Source organism: Serinicoccus sp. JS2-9 (assembly GCF_059025165.1).
Map to the genome: position 1 here is coordinate 567,457 of NZ_CM180091.1, position 17,110 is coordinate 584,566.

Genomic DNA, 17,110 nt, shown 5'->3' on the forward strand with positions numbered 1-17,110 from the left:
TGCCGGTGCGGGCAGCAGCGTTCCTCGCGGATGGGTCACGGCCATGGGCGACAGCGTGCACCCTGCCGGTCGCGCCATGGCCGCGCGTCGGCAGGATGAGTAGCGACCGACCGGCCCGTGAGTAACGCGGGACGCGAGGAGCTCAGCTCATCCGGATGGTCGTGAGGTCGAGCCCCTGGAAGTCCGCCGGGTCGCCGACCGGCCCGAACTCGCCGACGACGAGATCGGCCCACGCCTTGACGATGTAGCGCGCCCCTGGACCGCTCGCGCGACCCACGACTTTGTTGACGTGGTGCTCATCCCCGGTGGTGAGATAGGTCAGCTTCTGCTTGACCAGGCCCGATCCGGTCGCGAAGGGTGTGTCCGGCACGGTGTCCGGGTCGCCGTCGAAGAGCACCTCGCAGGTCGCGCCGATGAACTCCGGCGCTCCGAGGTCGGAGTGGTAGAGGTAGAGCGGCACGTCACGATCGATGCTGCGCAGCACCGTCGTGCCGTCGGGCTTGGCCGAGAGCTTCGCCACGCTTGGCACCCCGGTGTCGTCGGCGCAGAACTCTGCCGCTGTCCCACCCGCGAAGAGCAGCACGTCATCGTCGAAGTCGCCGTAGAAGAACGCGATCCTCTGGTCGATCTCGTCGTATCCCTGCGGGTTGGCGGTCGCCGTCATCGACGTCCCACCGAAAAGCATCACGGTGGCGATCGCGCGCACCGTCACTCGTGTCGTGAACTGCATGTGGGTCTCCTTCGCCTGTCACGGTGTGCCGCGGGGGCCGGGTGCCCACCGCGTGCACCACGCCAGGGTGGACCTGAGGCGCAAGAGCGGCGCAAGAATCCTCAGCCGCGCTCGGCCTCGACCTCCTGCGCGACGGCGTGCATCCGCTCCATGAGGCGGGCCATGTCGGCGAGCTCGTCGTCGGCCAGCCGCCCCAGGACGAGGTCCTTCGCCTCCCGCGTCGGCTCCTCGAGGTCGGCCAGCATCTGCTCGGCGGACGACGTGAGGTGCAGCAACAGCCGGCGCCGGTCCGCCGGATCGTGCTCGCGCACCACCCAGTCCTTGCTCACAACGCGCTCCACGATGCCGCTCATCGTGGGGGTCGAGACGTCGACGAGGTTCGCCAGATCCTGGCCGGTGATGCCGGGGGTATGCCGGATCAACGTCAGCACCTGCAGCTGCCGGAGGGTGAGGTCGGCCGGGATCGGCAGCGGCTCCAGCCAGCGCATCGCGACCGCGTGCAGCGCCGCTTCGGCCTCCGCGATCCGGCGTAACCACGCGGCACGGTCCGGGCTCAGGGGGACCTGCGTGAGCGTCATACCGTCCGTGCTCCTCTCGTGGGCAACCATGGGCGACGCCCGGTCGGTCTCTGGGCAACCATTCGGGACGCCCCGTGGGTGTCACCGCAACCATTCGCGATGTTCGGTCGGTCGCTCGGCAGCCATTCGCGACGCCCGGTGGGTCGCCCAGCAACCCTTCGCGACGCCCGGTCGGGTCGTGGGTGACGGGCGATTCGGTCGAGGCTAATGGTTCGCCTTAGGCTAGGCATCCTATGTCACGTCTCACCGTGTTCAGCGTCCGCAACCGGGCGCTCGTGGCCCTGGCCACCCTCTTCAGCATCGTCGCGGGACTGTGGTCGGCGGGGAGCCTGCCGCGCGAGCTCTTCCCGTCGCTGCAGTTCCCCGTGCTCGTGGTCGCGACGAGCACGCCGGGCTCGAGCACCTCGGTCATCGAGGAGCAGGTGACCGAGCCGGTCGAGGTGGCCGCCCAGGGGCTCAACAACGTGGTCGAGGTGTCCTCGACGAGCACCGACGGCTTCTCCTCGGTCATCATCGAGCTCGACTACGGCACCGACATGGGCTCGGCTCAGACCGATCTGCAGCGGGCAGTCCTGTCGCTGCCGAACCTCCCGGACTCGGCCAACCCGCAGATCTTCGCCGGCAACCTCGACGACTTCCCGATCATCCAGCTCGCCGCCAGCGGCGGGGACGACGCGCAGGACCTCGTCGCCCGGTTGGAGCGGGTGGTCATCCCCGACATCGAGGACATCGACGGCGTCCGCGCCGTGACCCTCTCGGGGGTCGCCGACCGCGTCGTCACGGTCGACCTCGACGAGGAGGAGGCGGCCGACGCGGGCGTCTCGCTGTCCACGGTCACCCAGGTGCTGCAGGCCAACGGCGTGGTGCTGCCCGGGGGCTCCGTGCTCGACGGCGAGACGGAGCTGCCCGTCCAGGTCGGCTCCCGGCTGACCTCGGCCGAGCAGATCGCCGCCCTGCCCATGCTGGGCCAGCAGGCGATCGCGGCCCAGCAGGGCGCGGCGCAGACCCGGGCCCAGGCGCAGGAAGCACAGCAGGCCGCCGACGAGGCGGCCGAGGCCGCGGCTGCCGCACCCGACGACCCCGAGCTCGCGGCCGCAGCCGCCGCAGCGGCCGGTGCCTCCGAGCAGGCCCAGGCGGCCGCCGAGCAGGCCGGTGAGGTCGACATCCCCCTCCTCTCCGACGTCGCCACCGTGACCCTGGAGGAGCGGGAGGCGACGGCATACACCCGGACCAACGGTGAGCCCAGCGTCGGGCTCGCGATCACGAAGACCCCCGACGGCAACGCGGTGGAGATCAGCCAGGAGCTCGAGGCTCTGACCGAGGAGATCACGACGGCGCTCGACGGCGGCGAGCTGGTCACGGTCTTCGACGGGGCACCCTTCATCGAGAAGTCGATCGAGGACCTCGCGACCGAGGGGGTGCTCGGCCTCGGCTTCGCCATCCTGGTCGTGCTGCTCTTCCTGCTCTCGATCCGACTCACGCTCGTGACCGCGGTGTCGATCCCGCTGTCGCTGCTCATCGCGCTGGTCGGGCTGCAGGTGTCCGACTACAGCCTCAACATCCTCACCCTCGGGGCCCTCACCATCTCCGTCGGTCGCGTCGTCGACGACTCGATCGTCGTCATCGAGAACATCAAGCGCCACGTCGCCCGCGGTGACGACCGGCGCAGCGCCGTCGTCGAGGCCACCAAGGAGGTCGCGGGCGCCATCACCTCTGCGACCGTCGCGACGGTGGCCGTCTTCCTCCCGCTGGGCTTCGTCGGCGGGCAGGTGGGCGAGCTCTTCCGGCCCTTCGCCGTGACGGTGGCCCTGGCGATGCTGGCCTCGCTGCTCGTGGCGCTCACCATCATCCCGGTGCTGGGTTTCTGGTTCCTCGGGCGCCGCGGCGGTGGGGGCAAGCACGAGCCGGAGGCACCGCAGACGGTCGACGAGCACTCGGACGATCCCGACCGGATGCAGCGGGCCTACCTGCCCGTGCTGCGGACCGCGCTGGCCCGCCCCTGGCTCACCATCGTGCTCGCGGTCGCGCTCCTCGGGGGCACGGGCTACGCGGCGACCCTGCTCAAGACCGACTTCATCGGCAGCTCGGGCGAGAACTCGCTGCAGGCCACGCTCACCATGCCGACCGGCACGACGCTGGCCGACACCGACGCGCAGGCGGAAGAGGTCGAGGCGTGGCTCGCCGAGCGGGATGACGTGGAGACCTACCAGATGACGGCCGGCAGCCCCGGCGGCATCGAGGCGGTCTTCCTCGGCAGCGGCACCAACACCGCGACCTTCGCGCTGACCCTGGCCGAGGGGGTCGACGGCGAGACCTTCGGCGACGAGCTCACCGAGGCCTTCGAGGACGACCTGCCCGAGGGCGGGACGTTTACGGCTCAAGCAGGCCAGCAGGGCGGCCCCTCCGCGGCCGGGCTCGAGGTGCAGGTGCAGGGGCAGGACCTCGAGGAGCTGCGCGTGGCGGCCGAGGACGTCGCGGCGCTCATGGAGGACGCCGGCGCCCTCGACGTCTCCAACAACCTCACCGACACCGTGCCCGCGCTGCAGGTCGAGGTCGACCGCGAGGCGGCCGCGGCCGCCGGGCTCGCCGAGGCCCAGCTGGGCCAGGTCGTGCAGGCAGCCACCGACGGCGCCACCGTGGGACAGGTGGAGATCGACGCGAGTCGCGTGGACGTCGTCGTGCGCGACGGCGAGGCGACCGACGTCGACGAGCTGGGCCAGCTGGAGGTGGGCAGCGGCACCGACGGCGACGCGGTCACCCTGGGCGACGTCGCCGAGCTCCGCACGGTCGACGAGGCGGTCAGCGTCACGCGGGTGGACGGGCTGCGCGCGGCGACGGTCACCGGCCGCTCGACGAGCGACGACCTGGGCGCGCTCACCGCCGACCTGCAGCAGCGGCTCGACGACCTGGAGACGCCGGAGGGCGTGCAGGTCACCCTCGGTGGCGTGAGCGCCGACCAGGAGGAGGCCTTCACCGCGCTCGGCCTGGCGCTGCTCGCCGCGATCGCGATCGTCTATCTCGTCATGGTGGCGACCTTCAACTCGCTGGTGCAGCCGCTCATCCTGCTCGTGTCGGTGCCCTTCGCGGCGACCGGCTCGATCGGGCTGCTGCTGCTCACCGACACCCCGCTCGACATCGCCTCGATGGTCGGTCTGCTCATGCTCATCGGCATCGTCGTGACCAACGCGATCGTGCTCATCGACCTGGTCAACCAGTATCGCGCCAAGGGCCTGGACCGCACCCGCGCCGTGATCGAGGGGTCGAGGCACCGGTTCCGCCCGATCGTCATGACCGCGCTGGCGACGATCCTGGCGCTGACGCCGATGGCGTTCGCGATCACCGGTGGCGGTGCCTTCATCTCCCAGCCGTTGGCCATCGTCGTCATCGGCGGGCTCATCAGCTCGACCGCGCTGACGCTCATCCTGGTGCCGGTGCTCTACGAGCTGGTCGAGCGCGGTGCCGCCTGGGTGACCCGCCGCCGGGAGTCGGGCGAGTCTCAGGCAGAGCCGGAGCCGGAGCCCGCGTCCACCTGACCGGCACACCGGGGAGGATCGGTGCAGCCGCACCCGTCCTCGACGAGAACCGGCCCTGGCGCGGGGAGGATCGGTCCACCTGCACCGATCCTCATCGGGTGGGCTCGGCGCCCGCCCGGTCAGTCGGTGAGCCGGGGACTCCTGGGGTATGCAGCGCCGCTCGCCGGTCGACCCCAGCGCCAGACCGCGTAGGCCTGGCTCGGGCGGCCGAGGCGGTCGGTGACGTGCGCGTTCAGGGCCGCGGCGGCGCCCGGCTCGTCGATGAGCTCGCTCAGCGGATGGGCTGACCAGCGGCGCCGCTCCCCTGCCAGCCAGGCCGCGAGCAGGTGACCGCCCAGGTCGCCCAGCTGCTCCGGCGGGAGACTCGGCGGGGCGGCGAGCGCGACCACGGTGCCTCGTGGGCTCGTCTGGCTCAGCCGCGCCACGAGCCGGTCCAACCCGGTCCGCCCGAGGGCAGCCTGCCCCAGCCGCGTGCCGGTGAGCAGGCCCAGCGCCCGCGCCTCGAACGCCGAGAGCTCGAGCGCGGCGGCGCTCAGGCCGTCGAGATCGTGCCGCGGGTGTGATCGCCGTAGTCGTAGCCACCCCGCCAGCTCGGCACCGACCTCCCCGGAGAGTGCGTGTGCAGTGGCCTCCGGCAGCAGCTCGTCGACGAGGTCGTCGGGCAGGGGCACGAGGTCGATGCCTGAGGGCAGCCCGGCGACCTCCACCAGCGCCGCCACCTCCTCGTGATCCGGGTGCTCGGGGAAGGAGGCGCGCACCGTGGCCCGACTCCGTAGCTCCTCGACCCGCCAGGACGTGTCCTCGTCGCGCGCAGCCGGTGGCACCCTGTCGGGATTCGCGCCACCGGGCTCCCGGCCCCGGTCCGCGTCAGCCACAGCTTCCTGCGCTGAGGCTCGAGCTGTGAGCCGCAGGGTGGCGGCCTGTCGCGTCGCCGCGCCCACCGCCCAATCCACCTCGGCCCGGAGCCCGAGATCGGCTGCGACCACCTGCAGGCTCAACGCCACCGCGCCGAGCGAGAGCAGCAGGTCACGCCGGGTCGGGTCGGCCACGGGCAGCGCGCGGTCTTCGTGCCAGCCCAGCGCCAGGGTCTGCCCGTCGAGCGCCCGCACGTCCCACGGCTGGGTGTTGTGCGCGCTCGGGGCCCGTCCCCAGTCCGCTGCCCGGGCCAGCAGCCGCGCTGCCGGCGACTCAGACTCCACCACCGACCGCGAGCCTGGTCTGCCCGATCCAGAAGCCTCCCCCTCGGACCGAGAGCCTGGTGTGTGCAGTCCGGCAGCCTCGTCCGCACCCTCGCTCCCCGCCGCCTCAATGTTGGCGAGCCCCGGGATCTGCACCGCCTTCGTGTAGAAGCAGGTGCCGTGCAGCGGCATACCTCCCATCGCGACGAACTGCGCCTGCGACCCGGCGTTGCCGTCCTCGATGAAGGTCACCCGCAGGTCGCGGTAGCCGCCGTGCTGCAGCCCGTGCAGCAGCTCGCGCGACAGGTGGGTCATGAGCCCCTGCCCCCGCGCGTCCGGCACGGTGCCTTTGATGATGAGCACCGCGTCCCGCCGGTAGCGATCTTTGGTCAGCAGCAGCCGCGCCATCTCGACCGGCCCCAGCCGCCCTCCGGTCGAGCGGACGAAGTCGGTGAGGTCGGGCACGACGAGCACGAAGGCGAGCGGCCGTCCGTCCTGCTCCACCCACAGCAGCAGCTCCTCGTCGAGCAGGTGCGCCAGCCCGTCCGTCGCGGCCGCGAGCTCGTCGGCTTCGATCGGTGTGTAGTAGCCCAGCTCGGCGAAGGCGGCGTTGAGCATCTCGCGCAGGATCGGGAGCTGCTCGTCGAGCCGTCGCCGGTCGCCCCTGCGCAGCCGCATCCCCTCCGGCAGCGTCGCGCCCGGAAAGGTGTCGTGGGCATCGAGCCGCCCCACGTCGCGGCAGATCCAGGTGGCTCCCTCCCAGATCCGCTCGAAGCCCAGCGCCTCCCAGTCCTTCGGGTAGTAGCTCGGATTCCACGGCCCGTCCAGGAAGCCCGGGTGCTCCCACCCCGACGTGACCACGCCGCCGACCTGGTTGGGCAGCAGCGACACCGGCCCGAGCAGCCGGGTGCGCCCCCGCTGCCTGGCCGTGGCCTCGGCGTGCTCCACCAGCGCCGCGAGCGCGGGCGTCCCGGCGAACTCGGTGGCCCCCATGAGCAGGGTCGGCTCCCCCAGCTTCGCGTCCATCCTGCGATCGGTATGCAGTGTGGTCCGGCCGGCGACGTGGTCCCACGGGTCGCGCACGAGGAGGAGCTCCACCGCGCCGTGGGCGCGGTGCGGGCCGCGGCCGGTCCACCAGGAGCGCACGGTGCTGTGCCACAGGGGCACGCCGTGGGTCGGCCGAGGCGTGCCCCAGGGCGGCACCCGCAGGAAGTCGCGCAGGTCGGCCCGGGTGCGGACCGGCTGCACCCGGAAGGGTGGCACGCCTTCCTCGGCACGAAGCCGCTGGGAGGCCACCGCGGCATCACCCGAGGCCGAGTTCGGGGTCGAGACGGCGAGCGACGTATCCCCCGTCCTCGCCCGACGCACCACCGTCGGCCCCTGCTTCTCCCGACCCACCGGCGTGAACCGCTCGATGTGACGCATCTGGCCGTCCTCGGCCCGCCACACCCCGTTGCTGTAACCGTCCGGGTGGGCGTGGTGGACCTGCGCGGTGCACATGCCCTCCCCGACGACGACCCGCACCGCCCGAAGCGCCGCCTCGGCGCTGGCGGGATCGGCATACCAGGCCACGACCCCGGCCCTGCGCACTCCGGCGCGCAGCCACTCCCGTCGCACCGCGCCCGCCCCCGACAGCGCCCGTGCGACCGCGCTCAGCCACCCGGCCCCGGCCCTGCGCCCCGCACCGGGCTCCACCGTGAGCATCACCGCCGCCTGCGCCAGCGGGGGCGCGGCGCTGAAGTCACGCGTGCGCATCGTGCTCCGGCTCGGCGCCCTGAGGGTCGGCCCCGTCCCCGCCGCTGAGCTCGTAGACCCGGATGTAGCCCCCGGTGGCGTTGTCGGTGCCGTCGGTGACCCACTGCATGAGCTCGCGGTGCTCTCCGCTGCGGGCGAAGCGCAGGAGGTCGTCGCGGGTCGCGAAGTAGCCGATCGTGCCCAGGGTGAACGGCGGGTCGTAGTAGACCTGGTGGTGGACATACCCCGGCATCCGGCGCATCTGCGCCACCATCCGCCGCCAGCGCGGCCCGAGCCGCGCCCAGGCCACGGGCGAGGCATAGCGCGTCGCCCCCACGAAGACGGCGCCCGCCTGCTGCATCAGCCGTCCTGCCGGGACAGGTAGACCCGCTTCAGCTTGTCCGGCAGCCCCGCGAACGGCCCGGTGCCCGCGTCGTGGACCCGCACCTCGATGTCGTCGCTGCGGTCGCTCTCCTCCAGCGACTGGGCGAAGTCGCGGCTGGTGCGGGCGAGGTAGTCGACGACCCCGGTGCGCACGTCCGCGGCGAGCGCGGCCCGCTCGCCCTCGTCGAGCTCCACGTCGTCGCGCAGCTCCAGGTGGATCGTCGGCTGCTGGGCGGTCGCGTCGCCCGCGACGTCCTCGAGGGTGAGGGTGAAGGAGGCGATCTGGGCCGCCCGGCGGGGGTCGGTGTAGAGGCCGTTCTCGACGTCCTGGGGATAGATGTTGGCGCCCATGAAGGAGATCGTCGCGTCGGCACGGCCGAAGAGGAGCAGCAGCGGCAGCTTCATGCCCTGCCGCTCGAAGGCCTCCCGCGCCGGGGCCTGCCACTGCGGCTGGCTGCGCAGCACCGCCGCCAGGTCGTGCCAGTCCATGAGCCGCGCCTCGTCACCGATGTTGTAGCGCAGTTTGGGCGAGAGCACTGCCGTGGACGTGAGGGTGCACAGCAGCTGCCCGTCCTCGGTGGTCTCGAGGTAGGTCTCGAGCGGGTTGTACTGAAAGATCATCGGCGTCCGGGTCTCCCCCGGCCCGAGCACGGCCTCGCGCAGGTCGTGGTCGGAGAGCAGCGCCCGGCGCAGCCAGACCGTGAGGTCGGTCTCGCCGCCGATCCCGATGGTGAGGTCGGAGGCGCCGTAGCCCGAGCGCACGGTGAGGAAGCGCTCCTCGCAGTAGTCACGCAGCGCCTCGGTCATCCCCTCGCCACCGACCAGCCCGTGCATGCGCCAGGCCGACCAGTCCCAGCCCTCGGCATCGAGCCGGTCGCGCAGGTCCTTGAGGAAGGGCGGGTAGGCCGCGACCAGGTAGGTGAACTCCGGGCCGAAGTGGCGCAGCGTGTCGACGATCTTGTCCAGGTCGGGCCCGGTGTTCTTCACCATGGCGATCTTGGCCATCGCGATGCCGGTGTTGGTGCCCGTGGCCCAGGCGCCCATGGAGTAGGCGTTGATGACGAAGAGCCGCTCCTCGTCCTTCATCATGAGCGCCGTGAAGCCGGCGACGTTGCGGTGGATGTCGGCGAGCTCGTCCCGCCCCCGCACCCAGTTGAAGGGCGTGCCGGAGCTGCCCGAGCTCTCGTCCACCAGCGTCCCGCGCAGCTCGAGGCGACCGGTGCGCGTGCGGGAGGCTTCGTCATACCGCTGGACGTAGGACGCCTTGTCGGTGGGCGGGTAGTTGGTGAGGTCCCACCAGCGGAAGCGCCAGTCGTGCTCGTCGAGGTGCTGGCGGTATGCCGGGACGTGCAGCGAGCCCAGCTGGCAGGTCATCCAGGCGTGCAGCCGGGCGAAGTCACCCATCCACGGCTGGTAGTGCGTCGCCGTGTAGCGCCAGGTCGCGGGATGCACCTTGTAGAGGCTGTAGGTCGTCGTGAGGGCCGTCGTCCCCGCCCGCAGCGCCCCCCGTCGCGCGGCCGTCAACGGCCGGCTCACCCAGATCGTCTCCCCGACATCCCGCCATCCCATGCCCGGACTCTAGCGGCAGCGCGCCCGGGGCGACGGGACGGCGGGCGACGATCAGGCGGCGGGCTCGGTCGAGCCGCCCGGACGCCCACCGAGCTTGCTCAGGTTGGACGAGGCTCGGACCACGCTCACCAGCCGTCAGGACCGGCCGAGCCGGCGGCATACTCCTCCAACGGCACCTCGCCCGCCTGCCAGGCGTCGTAGACCGGCTCCACGATGCGCCACAGCTCCTCGGCCTCGTCGCCACGGATCGTCAGCAGCGGGTTGCCGTCGAGGATGGCGCCGAGGATCTCCCCGTAGGGCAGCATCCGCGACTTGCCCAGCTCGGCGGTGAGCTCCTTCTGCTCCAGGTCGAAGGGGTCGCCCTCGGCGTTCATCGACAGGTCCAGCGCGACGCGCCCCGGCTTGAGGTCGAGGACCAGCCGGTCCGGCCCCGCGGCCGGGGTCAGACCGGTCGGGGTGTGCGCGGGCTCCTTGAAGGTGACGACGACCTTCTTGGACGCCTCGCCCAGGGCCTTGCCGGAGCGGAGCACGAAGGGCACCCCCGCCCAGCGCGCGTTGTCCAGCTGCACCGTGAGCTGGGCCAGCGTCTCGGTCTCCCGCGAGGCGTCGACCCCCTCCTCGGAGGCATAGTCAGGGACCTGCCGGCCGTCCAGCTCGCCCGCGGTGTAGCGGGCCCGCCGTGAGGCCCCGGCGGGGTCGTGGCCCCAGGGCTGGACCGCCCGCAGCGCCTGCGCCTTGAGCCCGCGGATCTCCTCCGGCGCCATCGTCGCCGGGGCCTCCATGGCGAAGAACGCGAGGATCTCCAGCAGGTGGCTCTGGATCATGTCCATGAGCGCGCCGGCATGGTCGTAGTACCCGGCTCGCCCCTCCAGCGCCAGCGTCTCGTCGTAGGAGATCTCGACCCGCTCGATGTGCTCGGCCGTCCAGATCGGCTGCAGCAGCCGGTTGGCGAAGCGCAGCCCGATGAGGTTGAGGATCGTGCTCAGCCCCAGGAAGTGGTCGATCCGGAAGATGCTGCCCTCCGGCACCACTCGCAGCAGCTGGCGGTTGAGCTCCTGCGCCGACTCGAGGCTGTCGCCGAAGGGCTTCTCCAGCGCCAGCCGGGTCCCGTCGGGCACCCGCAGCTCCTCCAGCAGCACGCAGACCTTGACCGTCACGGCGGGCGGGAGGGCGAAGTAGAACGCCAGCGGCGTGCCCGTCTCGGCCAGCAGGTCCTCCAGCTGGTCCTTCTCCAGCAGGTCCGCCTGGTGGTACGTCGACGCCTCGACGACACCGCGGGCGACCTCCTCGGGCACCTCCGCCTCCGCCAGGCTGTCGCGCACCTTGGCCTGCCATTCGTCCTGGCTCAGCTCCACCCGGTCCGCGCCCATCACCCGCACCGTGCGCCCGGGCTCCTCGCGCAGCAGCGTCCCGAGCCCAGGCAGCAGCAGCCGCCGGGTCAGGTCGCCGGAGGCGCCGAGGATGAGCAGGGTGGTCGTGTCGTCGGCCATGCCGGTCCTCTCACAGATCAGGTATGCCGTGCGCGGGCACGGCGGTCGGGTCCCACCGCGCCTCAGTCTGTCAGGTGGTCGGTGCGGCGGTGTCGACCCGGGCGTCCGCCCGGGGGGCGGTCCGCCGGTGCACCAGCAGCGAGATGCCGAGGAGGACGAGGCCACCCAGCGAGAGGGCGGCGCCGACGAGGGCAGGGGCGCGGTAGCCGTAGCCCAGGGCGATGACCAGGCCGCCGGCCCAGGCCCCGAGGGCGTTGGCGGCGTTGAGGGAGGCGTGGTTCATGGCCGCGCCGAGGGTCTTGGCCGGGCCGGCCACCTGCATCAGCCGCAGCTGCAGGCCGATCACCCAGGCCGAGCTGGACAGGCCGATGACGGCCAGGGTGAGCAGCGCCGGGACCAACCACTGGGAGGTCCAGGCGAAGGCGAGCAGCGACCCCGCCGAGGCGACCCCCATGATGACCAGGGTGCGCAGGACCGACCAGTCACCGAGCCGCCCGCCCAACCACGTGCCGACGAGCGACACGACGCCGTAGACGAGCAGGAAGACGGGCACCCAGCTCTGCGGCATACCTGTGACGTCCGTGACCGTGGGCGCGATGTAGGAGTAGGTGGCGAACATGCCGCCGAAGCCGATCGCGCCGATGCCCAGGGTGAGCCAGAACTGCGCGCTCGTGAAGGCCCGCAGCTCGGCCCGCAGGGAGGCGGAGCGGTCGCGCGGGGTGCTGGGCACCCAGAGCCGGACGAGGATCGCGGTGAGCAGCCCGATGACCGCGACGGCCCAGTAGGCGACCCGCCAGCCGAAGGCCTGCCCGGCCCAGGTGCCGAGCGGGACCCCCAGCAGCAGGGCGATGGGGATGCCGAGCATGACGGTGCCGACGGCCCGGCCGCCACGCCCCGGTGGGGACAGCGCGATCGCCACGAGCGCCGCGAGCCCGAAGAAGCCGGCGTGCGGCAGCCCCGCGACGAAGCGGGCCACGACGAGCACCTCCAGGGTGGGAGCCAGCGCGGCGGCCGCGTTGCCCACGGTGAAGAGCAGCATGAAGAGCACGAGCATGAGCCGCCGCGGCGCCCGCGAGGCCACGACCGCCGCGAGCGGAGCGCCGACGACCACGCCGAGGGCATACGCGGAGATGGCGTGGCCCGCGGTCGGGATCGAGACGCCCAGGCCTTCGGAGATCTGCGGCAGCACACCCATGGTGACGAACTCGGCGACGCCGATCCCGACGCCACCGAGGATGAGGGCGGCGAAGGAGAGCTTCACGGGAGGGCCGGGGCGCGGCGCAGGGCTGGATGCCTCGGGGCGATCGATCGTGGGCAGGGTCGACAAGGACAACCTCGGTGGAGGGGGCACGACGGTGGGATCCGGGCGCTCGTGCGCCGTTGGCGACGGTCCCGGTGCCTCCAGTCTACGCCTCGCCCAACCCCCGGCTCATGGCGCGAGCGCCTCGGCCACCGCGACGAAGTTGGCCTTCTGGGACCCGTCGCTGCGGGCGCCCAGCGACGGGTCGCAGGTGATGAGCGCGACCCGGGCGACGTCGGTCTGGTCGCCCCAGACCGCCTCGCTCGTGGTGAGCCCCTCCTTCGACACCTGCTGGGTCGAGGTGACCACGAACTCCCGGGTGTCGCCGTTGCCGTAGCCGATGGTGACGAGGTCGCCCTCGGTCACCTCGCCGAGGTCGTAGAACACGTCCGGCTCGTCGTAGTAGGTGACGTGCGCCGCGATGACCGCGGTGCCGACCTGACCGGGGACGACCCGGTCAGAACCGACATACCAGATCGCCTCGCCCTGGTCGGGGTTGATCGTGCCCTGCGGCGTCATGCCCTCGGGCGTGATCGGCTCCTCGTCCAGCCCGGCCGCCTCGACGCTCACCCAGGCCGGGGCGTCCTCGCCCTCGGCCGTGACCGGTCGGCCCGAGGTGCCCTCGATCGCGCTCACGGCCTGCACGGCGAGCGCGCTCACGCCGAGCGTGGCCACGAGCAGCCCGGTGGGCACGAGCAGACGGGTGCTCATCGCGGTCAGAGAAGCTGGGGTGGGTCAGCCGGCGTGGCCGTCGCGACGCCGCAGCGTCGCGTAGCCCACCAGGCCCAGCCCTGCGGCGGCGAGCACGCCGCCACCGATGAGGCCCGCGCTGGGGCCGGAGGCGCTCAGCGGGCCGTCGGTCTCGACCGCCGGGCCAGCGCTGTCGTCGTCGCCGTCGTCATCGTGGTCGCTGTCGTCCTCGACCGGCGCCTCGGTCGCCTCCGCCTCGTCCGACTCCTCGTCGGCACCGCCGGTGGCGTCCGGGTCGGCCTGGCAGAGCGTGATCTCCTCGATGACGCCGCCGTCCGTGGGCGAGTAGGCCTCGTCGACGCTGCCGTAGCCCGGCTCCTCGATCTCGGTGTCACCCTCCTCGGTGGTGAGCGTGAGCGAGCTCCACTCGTTGCCCTCCTCGAGGTAGGGCGCGTGGACCTCCTCGACGAGGTAGGTGGCCAGCGTCCCCTCGGGCATCGTCATGACGTCGCAGTCCTCGGCGCCGTCGTCCGCGGTCTCGTTGGCGTGCGCGGGCGCGGTGAGCAGCACGAGAGCGGCTCCGACCGTGGCTGCACGCAGAGTCATGGTGCGCATCTGCAGTTCCTTTCTCTGCGCCGGGGCCCCTGCCCGCGGCGCCCCTGGTCGTCGGTCCGTTCCGGTTCCCTTGAGTCACACACATCACATGTGTCACATCAGGCGCTTTCGCACCATAGCGTCGTGGAGGTGCTCCGCCGGGGCGCTCCGGCGGCGTGTCGGCAGCTGACCGAGCTTTCGACCACGGGTTGTCGCACCATGGCACCACCTCCCGTGGTCGAATTCGGGGTATGCCGTGGGTCAGCGCCCGCGGACGAGCGCCACGATCGTGGCGCCCTCCTGGGGCACGTGCGAGGTGGGGGTGATGACGTGCGCCACGCCCTCCTGCACGAGAAACATGAGGACCGCGTCGGGCTCCCGCTCGCGGAAGTCGTCGAGGGTGTGCTGGTCGGTGAGCTTGGTCCGTCGCACCTGCATCCCCTCGCGGGTGGCGGCATCGAGCTCCGGCGCCGACATCGGCGGGTTGAAGGCGACCCGTGCGGTGAGCTTGCTCGCGGTCTGCTGCTTGGCCGTGGCCTCGGAGGAGGAACGCCCCCCGGAGCCGCTCTGCTCCTCCTTGGGGCGAGCCCGCTTCGGGAGCGGCTCGCCCTGCCGGCGCAGCTGATAGGTGTTGGACTGCCCGAGCGCGTGGCCGAACTCCCGCGCCGCCGTGGAGTTGGTGTCGTCGTCGTGCGTCGCCGCCACGAGGGAGCCGAGACCGGCGAGCTCCATGTCCTCCACGGCATACTCCGAGAGGATGTGCGTGCGCTCGACCCGCAGCCCGGACATCTTCGCCTGGGCCACCTCCCCTGGGGCCAGCGAGACGAGCAGCGTCGGTACCTTGAGCTCCTGGAGCACCCCGGCCGCCTGCCTCGCCCACACCGGGGCGCCGGCGAAGAGGACGCCGTTGGGGGTGGTCGTGGCCAGACCGAGCCGCTCGGCCAGCCGCCCCACGCCGAGCCCGTAGACCGCCACCGTCACCACGATCGCCACGAAGACGAGCGGCACCAGGTCGGCCGACTCGACCACGAGCTGTTCCAGCCGGCCGGCGGCTGCCTCCAGCGCCAACGCCTCCTGCGGGTCGGGGCTCCCCACCGCCGCCTCGTGCCGGGCCTCCTGGGCGGCGTGCTCGATCTCCAGGGCGAAGATGCTGGTCACCGCGGCGGCGACGATGCCCCGCGGCGCCATGAAGGCCAGCAGCGTCCGCTCCTCCCGCGTCGCCTCGGTGCCGAGCAGGCCGAGCGCCACCGACGCCGGGCGCACGACCAGCAGCAGGAGCAGCACGAAGATCACGGCGATCGGTGCGACGTCCACCAGCTCCTGCGGGGTGACCCGCCCGGCGAGCAGCACGAAGAGCGCACCCACGATGAGCACCTGGAGGTGCTCCTTGAACTCGCGCACGTGCTCCAGCCGCAGCCCGGGCCGGTTCGCGAGATAGATGCCGAGCATGGTCACCGTGAGCAGGCCGCTCTCCGGCTGGAGCTCGTTGGAGATCACCAGCGCACCGACGGCGACCGCCAGGAAGGCGACACCCTCGAGGAAGTCCGGGATGATGTGCCGCCGCATCGCCACCTCGAGCAGCACCCCGAAGACCAGGGTGAGGACGGTCGCGATGAGCACCGTCCGACCGAGCGTGAGGGCGGCGGTCGCGAGGGCACCGTCCGGGCCGCCGACGATGATCGCCTGAAAGACGAGGACCGCCAGGATCGCGCCGATGGGGTCGACGACGATGCCCTCCCAGCGCAGCATCGAGGACACCCGTCGGGTCGGCCGCAGCTGCCGGATGATCGGCGCGATGACGGTCGGACCGGTCACCACGAGCACCGCTCCGATGAGCAGCGCGAGCTGCCAGGCGACGCCGGAGATGATGCCCGCAGCCGTCGTCAGCGCCCACGCCAGCAGGACCGTGAGCGTGCAGAGCCGCACCACCGCGTTGCTCAGGCCGCGCAGCTCGCGGAAGCGCAGGGACAGCGACCCCTCGAAGAGGATGATGCCCACAGACAGGTTGACCCCGGCGAAGAGCAGGTCCCGCCCCAGCACCTGCTCCGGGGAGACCAGCTGCCCCAGCCCGAAGCCAACGACGAGCAGCAGCAGGATCGAGGGGATCCGCAGGCGGTAGGCGATGAGCTGGCAGAGGATCGCGACCCCGAGCACCAGGGCGAGATACGGAGCCGGGGTCACCGGCGCCAGTCTGCCAGCAACCCTGCCTCCAGCAAGTCAGAGACGGCGCGTCGCGTGAGCTCCAGCACCTCACCCTCGGGAGGTATGCCGTATTCCTCCTCGAGCGCCCGCGCCAGGTCCTCGACCGCGATGCCGTCGGCGGCGAGCACCCGGATGGTGGTGCCGATGGGCGAGACGCGGCGCACCTCGCCGTCCATGAGCACCAACGACTCGCCCTCGTGGTGCAGCTCGTCGTGGGCCGGCACGGAGCGCACCCCGGTTACCACGGGGAGCTCCGCGCCAGGATCTCGGCGGTGAGCGGCTCGAGGTCCGAGACCTCGGCATACCTCAGGCGCCGTGCGGGGCCGGTCCGGTCGAGGACCTCGGCGACCCAGCGCAGGGGCCCGTCGGTGCCCATGAAGCCCGACGACTCCGGCGTCAGCGCCAGGACGGCGTCGAGCAGATCCAGCTCGTCGACCTCCGGCGGCCCCTCGTGCGCGGCGTCGCGCTGCAGGAGGACCAGCCCGGCCACCCAGGGGGCGGCCGTGGCGGCGGCCAGGCCGACGTCGGCCGGGGCGGTCTCGTCCTTGACCCCCAGCCAGTCCTCGCGGCGCAGCGACAACGGCTTGGGGTAGGCGTCGATGCCTCCGTCGCGCCGGATCCCCACGGTCTCGTCGGTGAGGTAGCCGCGGCCCGGCGCCAGCGTGCGGCACAGCGTGGTCTTGCCGGTGTTGCCCGGAGCCACGAAGACGGCGCTCGCGCCGGTGGTCGGGTCGGCGACGGCGGCGGCGTGCAGCATGAGCAGGTCGCCGGTGCGGGCCTCGATGAGGGCATGGGTCACCGACTGGGTCAGGCGCTGCAGCAGCCGCCGCTCGTCGGAGTCCTCCACCACGCTGGCGCCCCTGGGCGAGCTGGGCCTGGCGGCAGGCGAGTCCGACTCACGCAGCGCGACGTCCACGACACGCACCGGGGTGGTCTCGACCTCCGCGCCGTCGCGCAGGCACAGGTGCCAGCGGCGGCGAATGCCCTCCGCCAGGGCCTGCGCCGCGGCCCCCTCCCCGCCGACCCGCACGTCGAGCGGCACGCCGAGTGCCCACAACGGCACGACGCGGGTCTGGCTCACCCGGGCGAGCCTACGCGGAGCGCGGCGGGAGACTAGCGCGGACGGGA

The 17,110-nt window shown here is 72.4% G+C and carries 13 protein-coding genes; 1 reads left to right on the forward strand and 12 read right to left on the reverse strand.

The annotated features are described in order from the left end of the window. Window positions 1–142 precede the first annotated feature (142 nt). Together AC5PYY_RS02870 and AC5PYY_RS02875 are read right to left on the reverse strand one after the other, a co-directional pair. Window positions 143–730, reverse strand: coding sequence for a hypothetical protein (locus AC5PYY_RS02870; RefSeq protein WP_493898300.1), 588 nt, complete (start codon window positions 728–730; stop codon window positions 143–145). 101 nt (window positions 731–831) lie between these two features. Further along, the gene (locus AC5PYY_RS02875) at window positions 832–1,308 is read right to left on the reverse strand and encodes a MarR family winged helix-turn-helix transcriptional regulator (protein ID WP_493898301.1); all 477 of its coding nucleotides are present in this window, start codon (window positions 1,306–1,308) and stop codon (window positions 832–834) included. Between the two features lie 233 nt (window positions 1,309–1,541). Between AC5PYY_RS02875 and AC5PYY_RS02880 the strand changes: the two genes are divergently transcribed. Further along, complete coding sequence (locus AC5PYY_RS02880; protein ID WP_493898302.1) at window positions 1,542–4,841, forward strand: efflux RND transporter permease subunit; 3,300 nt, start codon at window positions 1,542–1,544, stop codon at window positions 4,839–4,841. A 119-nt stretch (window positions 4,842–4,960) separates the two neighbouring features. Here AC5PYY_RS02880 and AC5PYY_RS02885 read toward each other — a convergent pair whose 3' ends face one another. From AC5PYY_RS02885 to AC5PYY_RS02930, 10 genes are all read right to left on the reverse strand, one after another. Then, entirely contained in the window at window positions 4,961–7,774 is a 2,814-nt protein-coding gene (locus AC5PYY_RS02885; RefSeq protein WP_493898303.1) for a hypothetical protein, read from the reverse strand. Beyond that, window positions 7,761–8,114 (reverse strand): hypothetical protein, encoded by a 354-nt coding sequence (locus tag AC5PYY_RS02890; protein ID WP_493898304.1) that lies wholly within the window; start codon window positions 8,112–8,114, stop codon window positions 7,761–7,763. Before AC5PYY_RS02890 ends, AC5PYY_RS02885 begins: the two co-directional genes overlap by 14 nt. Then, window positions 8,114–9,706: a phenylacetate--CoA ligase family protein gene (locus AC5PYY_RS02895; protein ID WP_493898305.1), complete on the reverse strand. Its 1,593-nt coding sequence runs from the start codon at window positions 9,704–9,706 to the stop codon at window positions 8,114–8,116. Before AC5PYY_RS02895 ends, AC5PYY_RS02890 begins: the two co-directional genes overlap by 1 nt. A gap of 125 nt (window positions 9,707–9,831) precedes the next feature. Continuing rightward, on the reverse strand, window positions 9,832–11,196 hold the full coding sequence (locus AC5PYY_RS02900; RefSeq protein ID WP_493898306.1) for a glucose-6-phosphate dehydrogenase: 1,365 nt from the start codon (window positions 11,194–11,196) through the stop codon (window positions 9,832–9,834). Between the two features lie 70 nt (window positions 11,197–11,266). Continuing rightward, entirely contained in the window at window positions 11,267–12,457 is a 1,191-nt protein-coding gene (locus AC5PYY_RS02905; protein WP_493898307.1) for an MFS transporter, read from the reverse strand. Window positions 12,458–12,625: 168 nt separating this feature from the next. Continuing rightward, window positions 12,626–13,207, reverse strand: a complete 582-nt coding sequence (locus AC5PYY_RS02910) for a class F sortase (protein ID WP_493898308.1) — start codon at window positions 13,205–13,207, stop codon at window positions 12,626–12,628. 24 nt (window positions 13,208–13,231) lie between these two features. Next, window positions 13,232–13,801, reverse strand: a complete 570-nt coding sequence (locus AC5PYY_RS02915) for a hypothetical protein (RefSeq protein ID WP_493898309.1) — start codon at window positions 13,799–13,801, stop codon at window positions 13,232–13,234. A 240-nt stretch (window positions 13,802–14,041) separates the two neighbouring features. Then, complete coding sequence (locus AC5PYY_RS02920; protein ID WP_493898310.1) at window positions 14,042–15,961, reverse strand: cation:proton antiporter; 1,920 nt, start codon at window positions 15,959–15,961, stop codon at window positions 14,042–14,044. After that, complete coding sequence (locus AC5PYY_RS02925) at window positions 15,958–16,227, reverse strand: hypothetical protein (protein WP_493898311.1); 270 nt, start codon at window positions 16,225–16,227, stop codon at window positions 15,958–15,960. Before AC5PYY_RS02925 ends, AC5PYY_RS02920 begins: the two co-directional genes overlap by 4 nt. After that, window positions 16,221–17,063 carry a hypothetical protein gene (locus tag AC5PYY_RS02930; RefSeq protein ID WP_493898312.1) on the reverse strand — a complete coding sequence of 281 codons (843 nt, stop codon included), beginning with the start codon at window positions 17,061–17,063 and terminating at the stop codon, window positions 16,221–16,223. The genes AC5PYY_RS02925 and AC5PYY_RS02930 overlap by 7 nt, the downstream gene beginning before the upstream one ends. Window positions 17,064–17,110 lie beyond the last annotated feature (47 nt).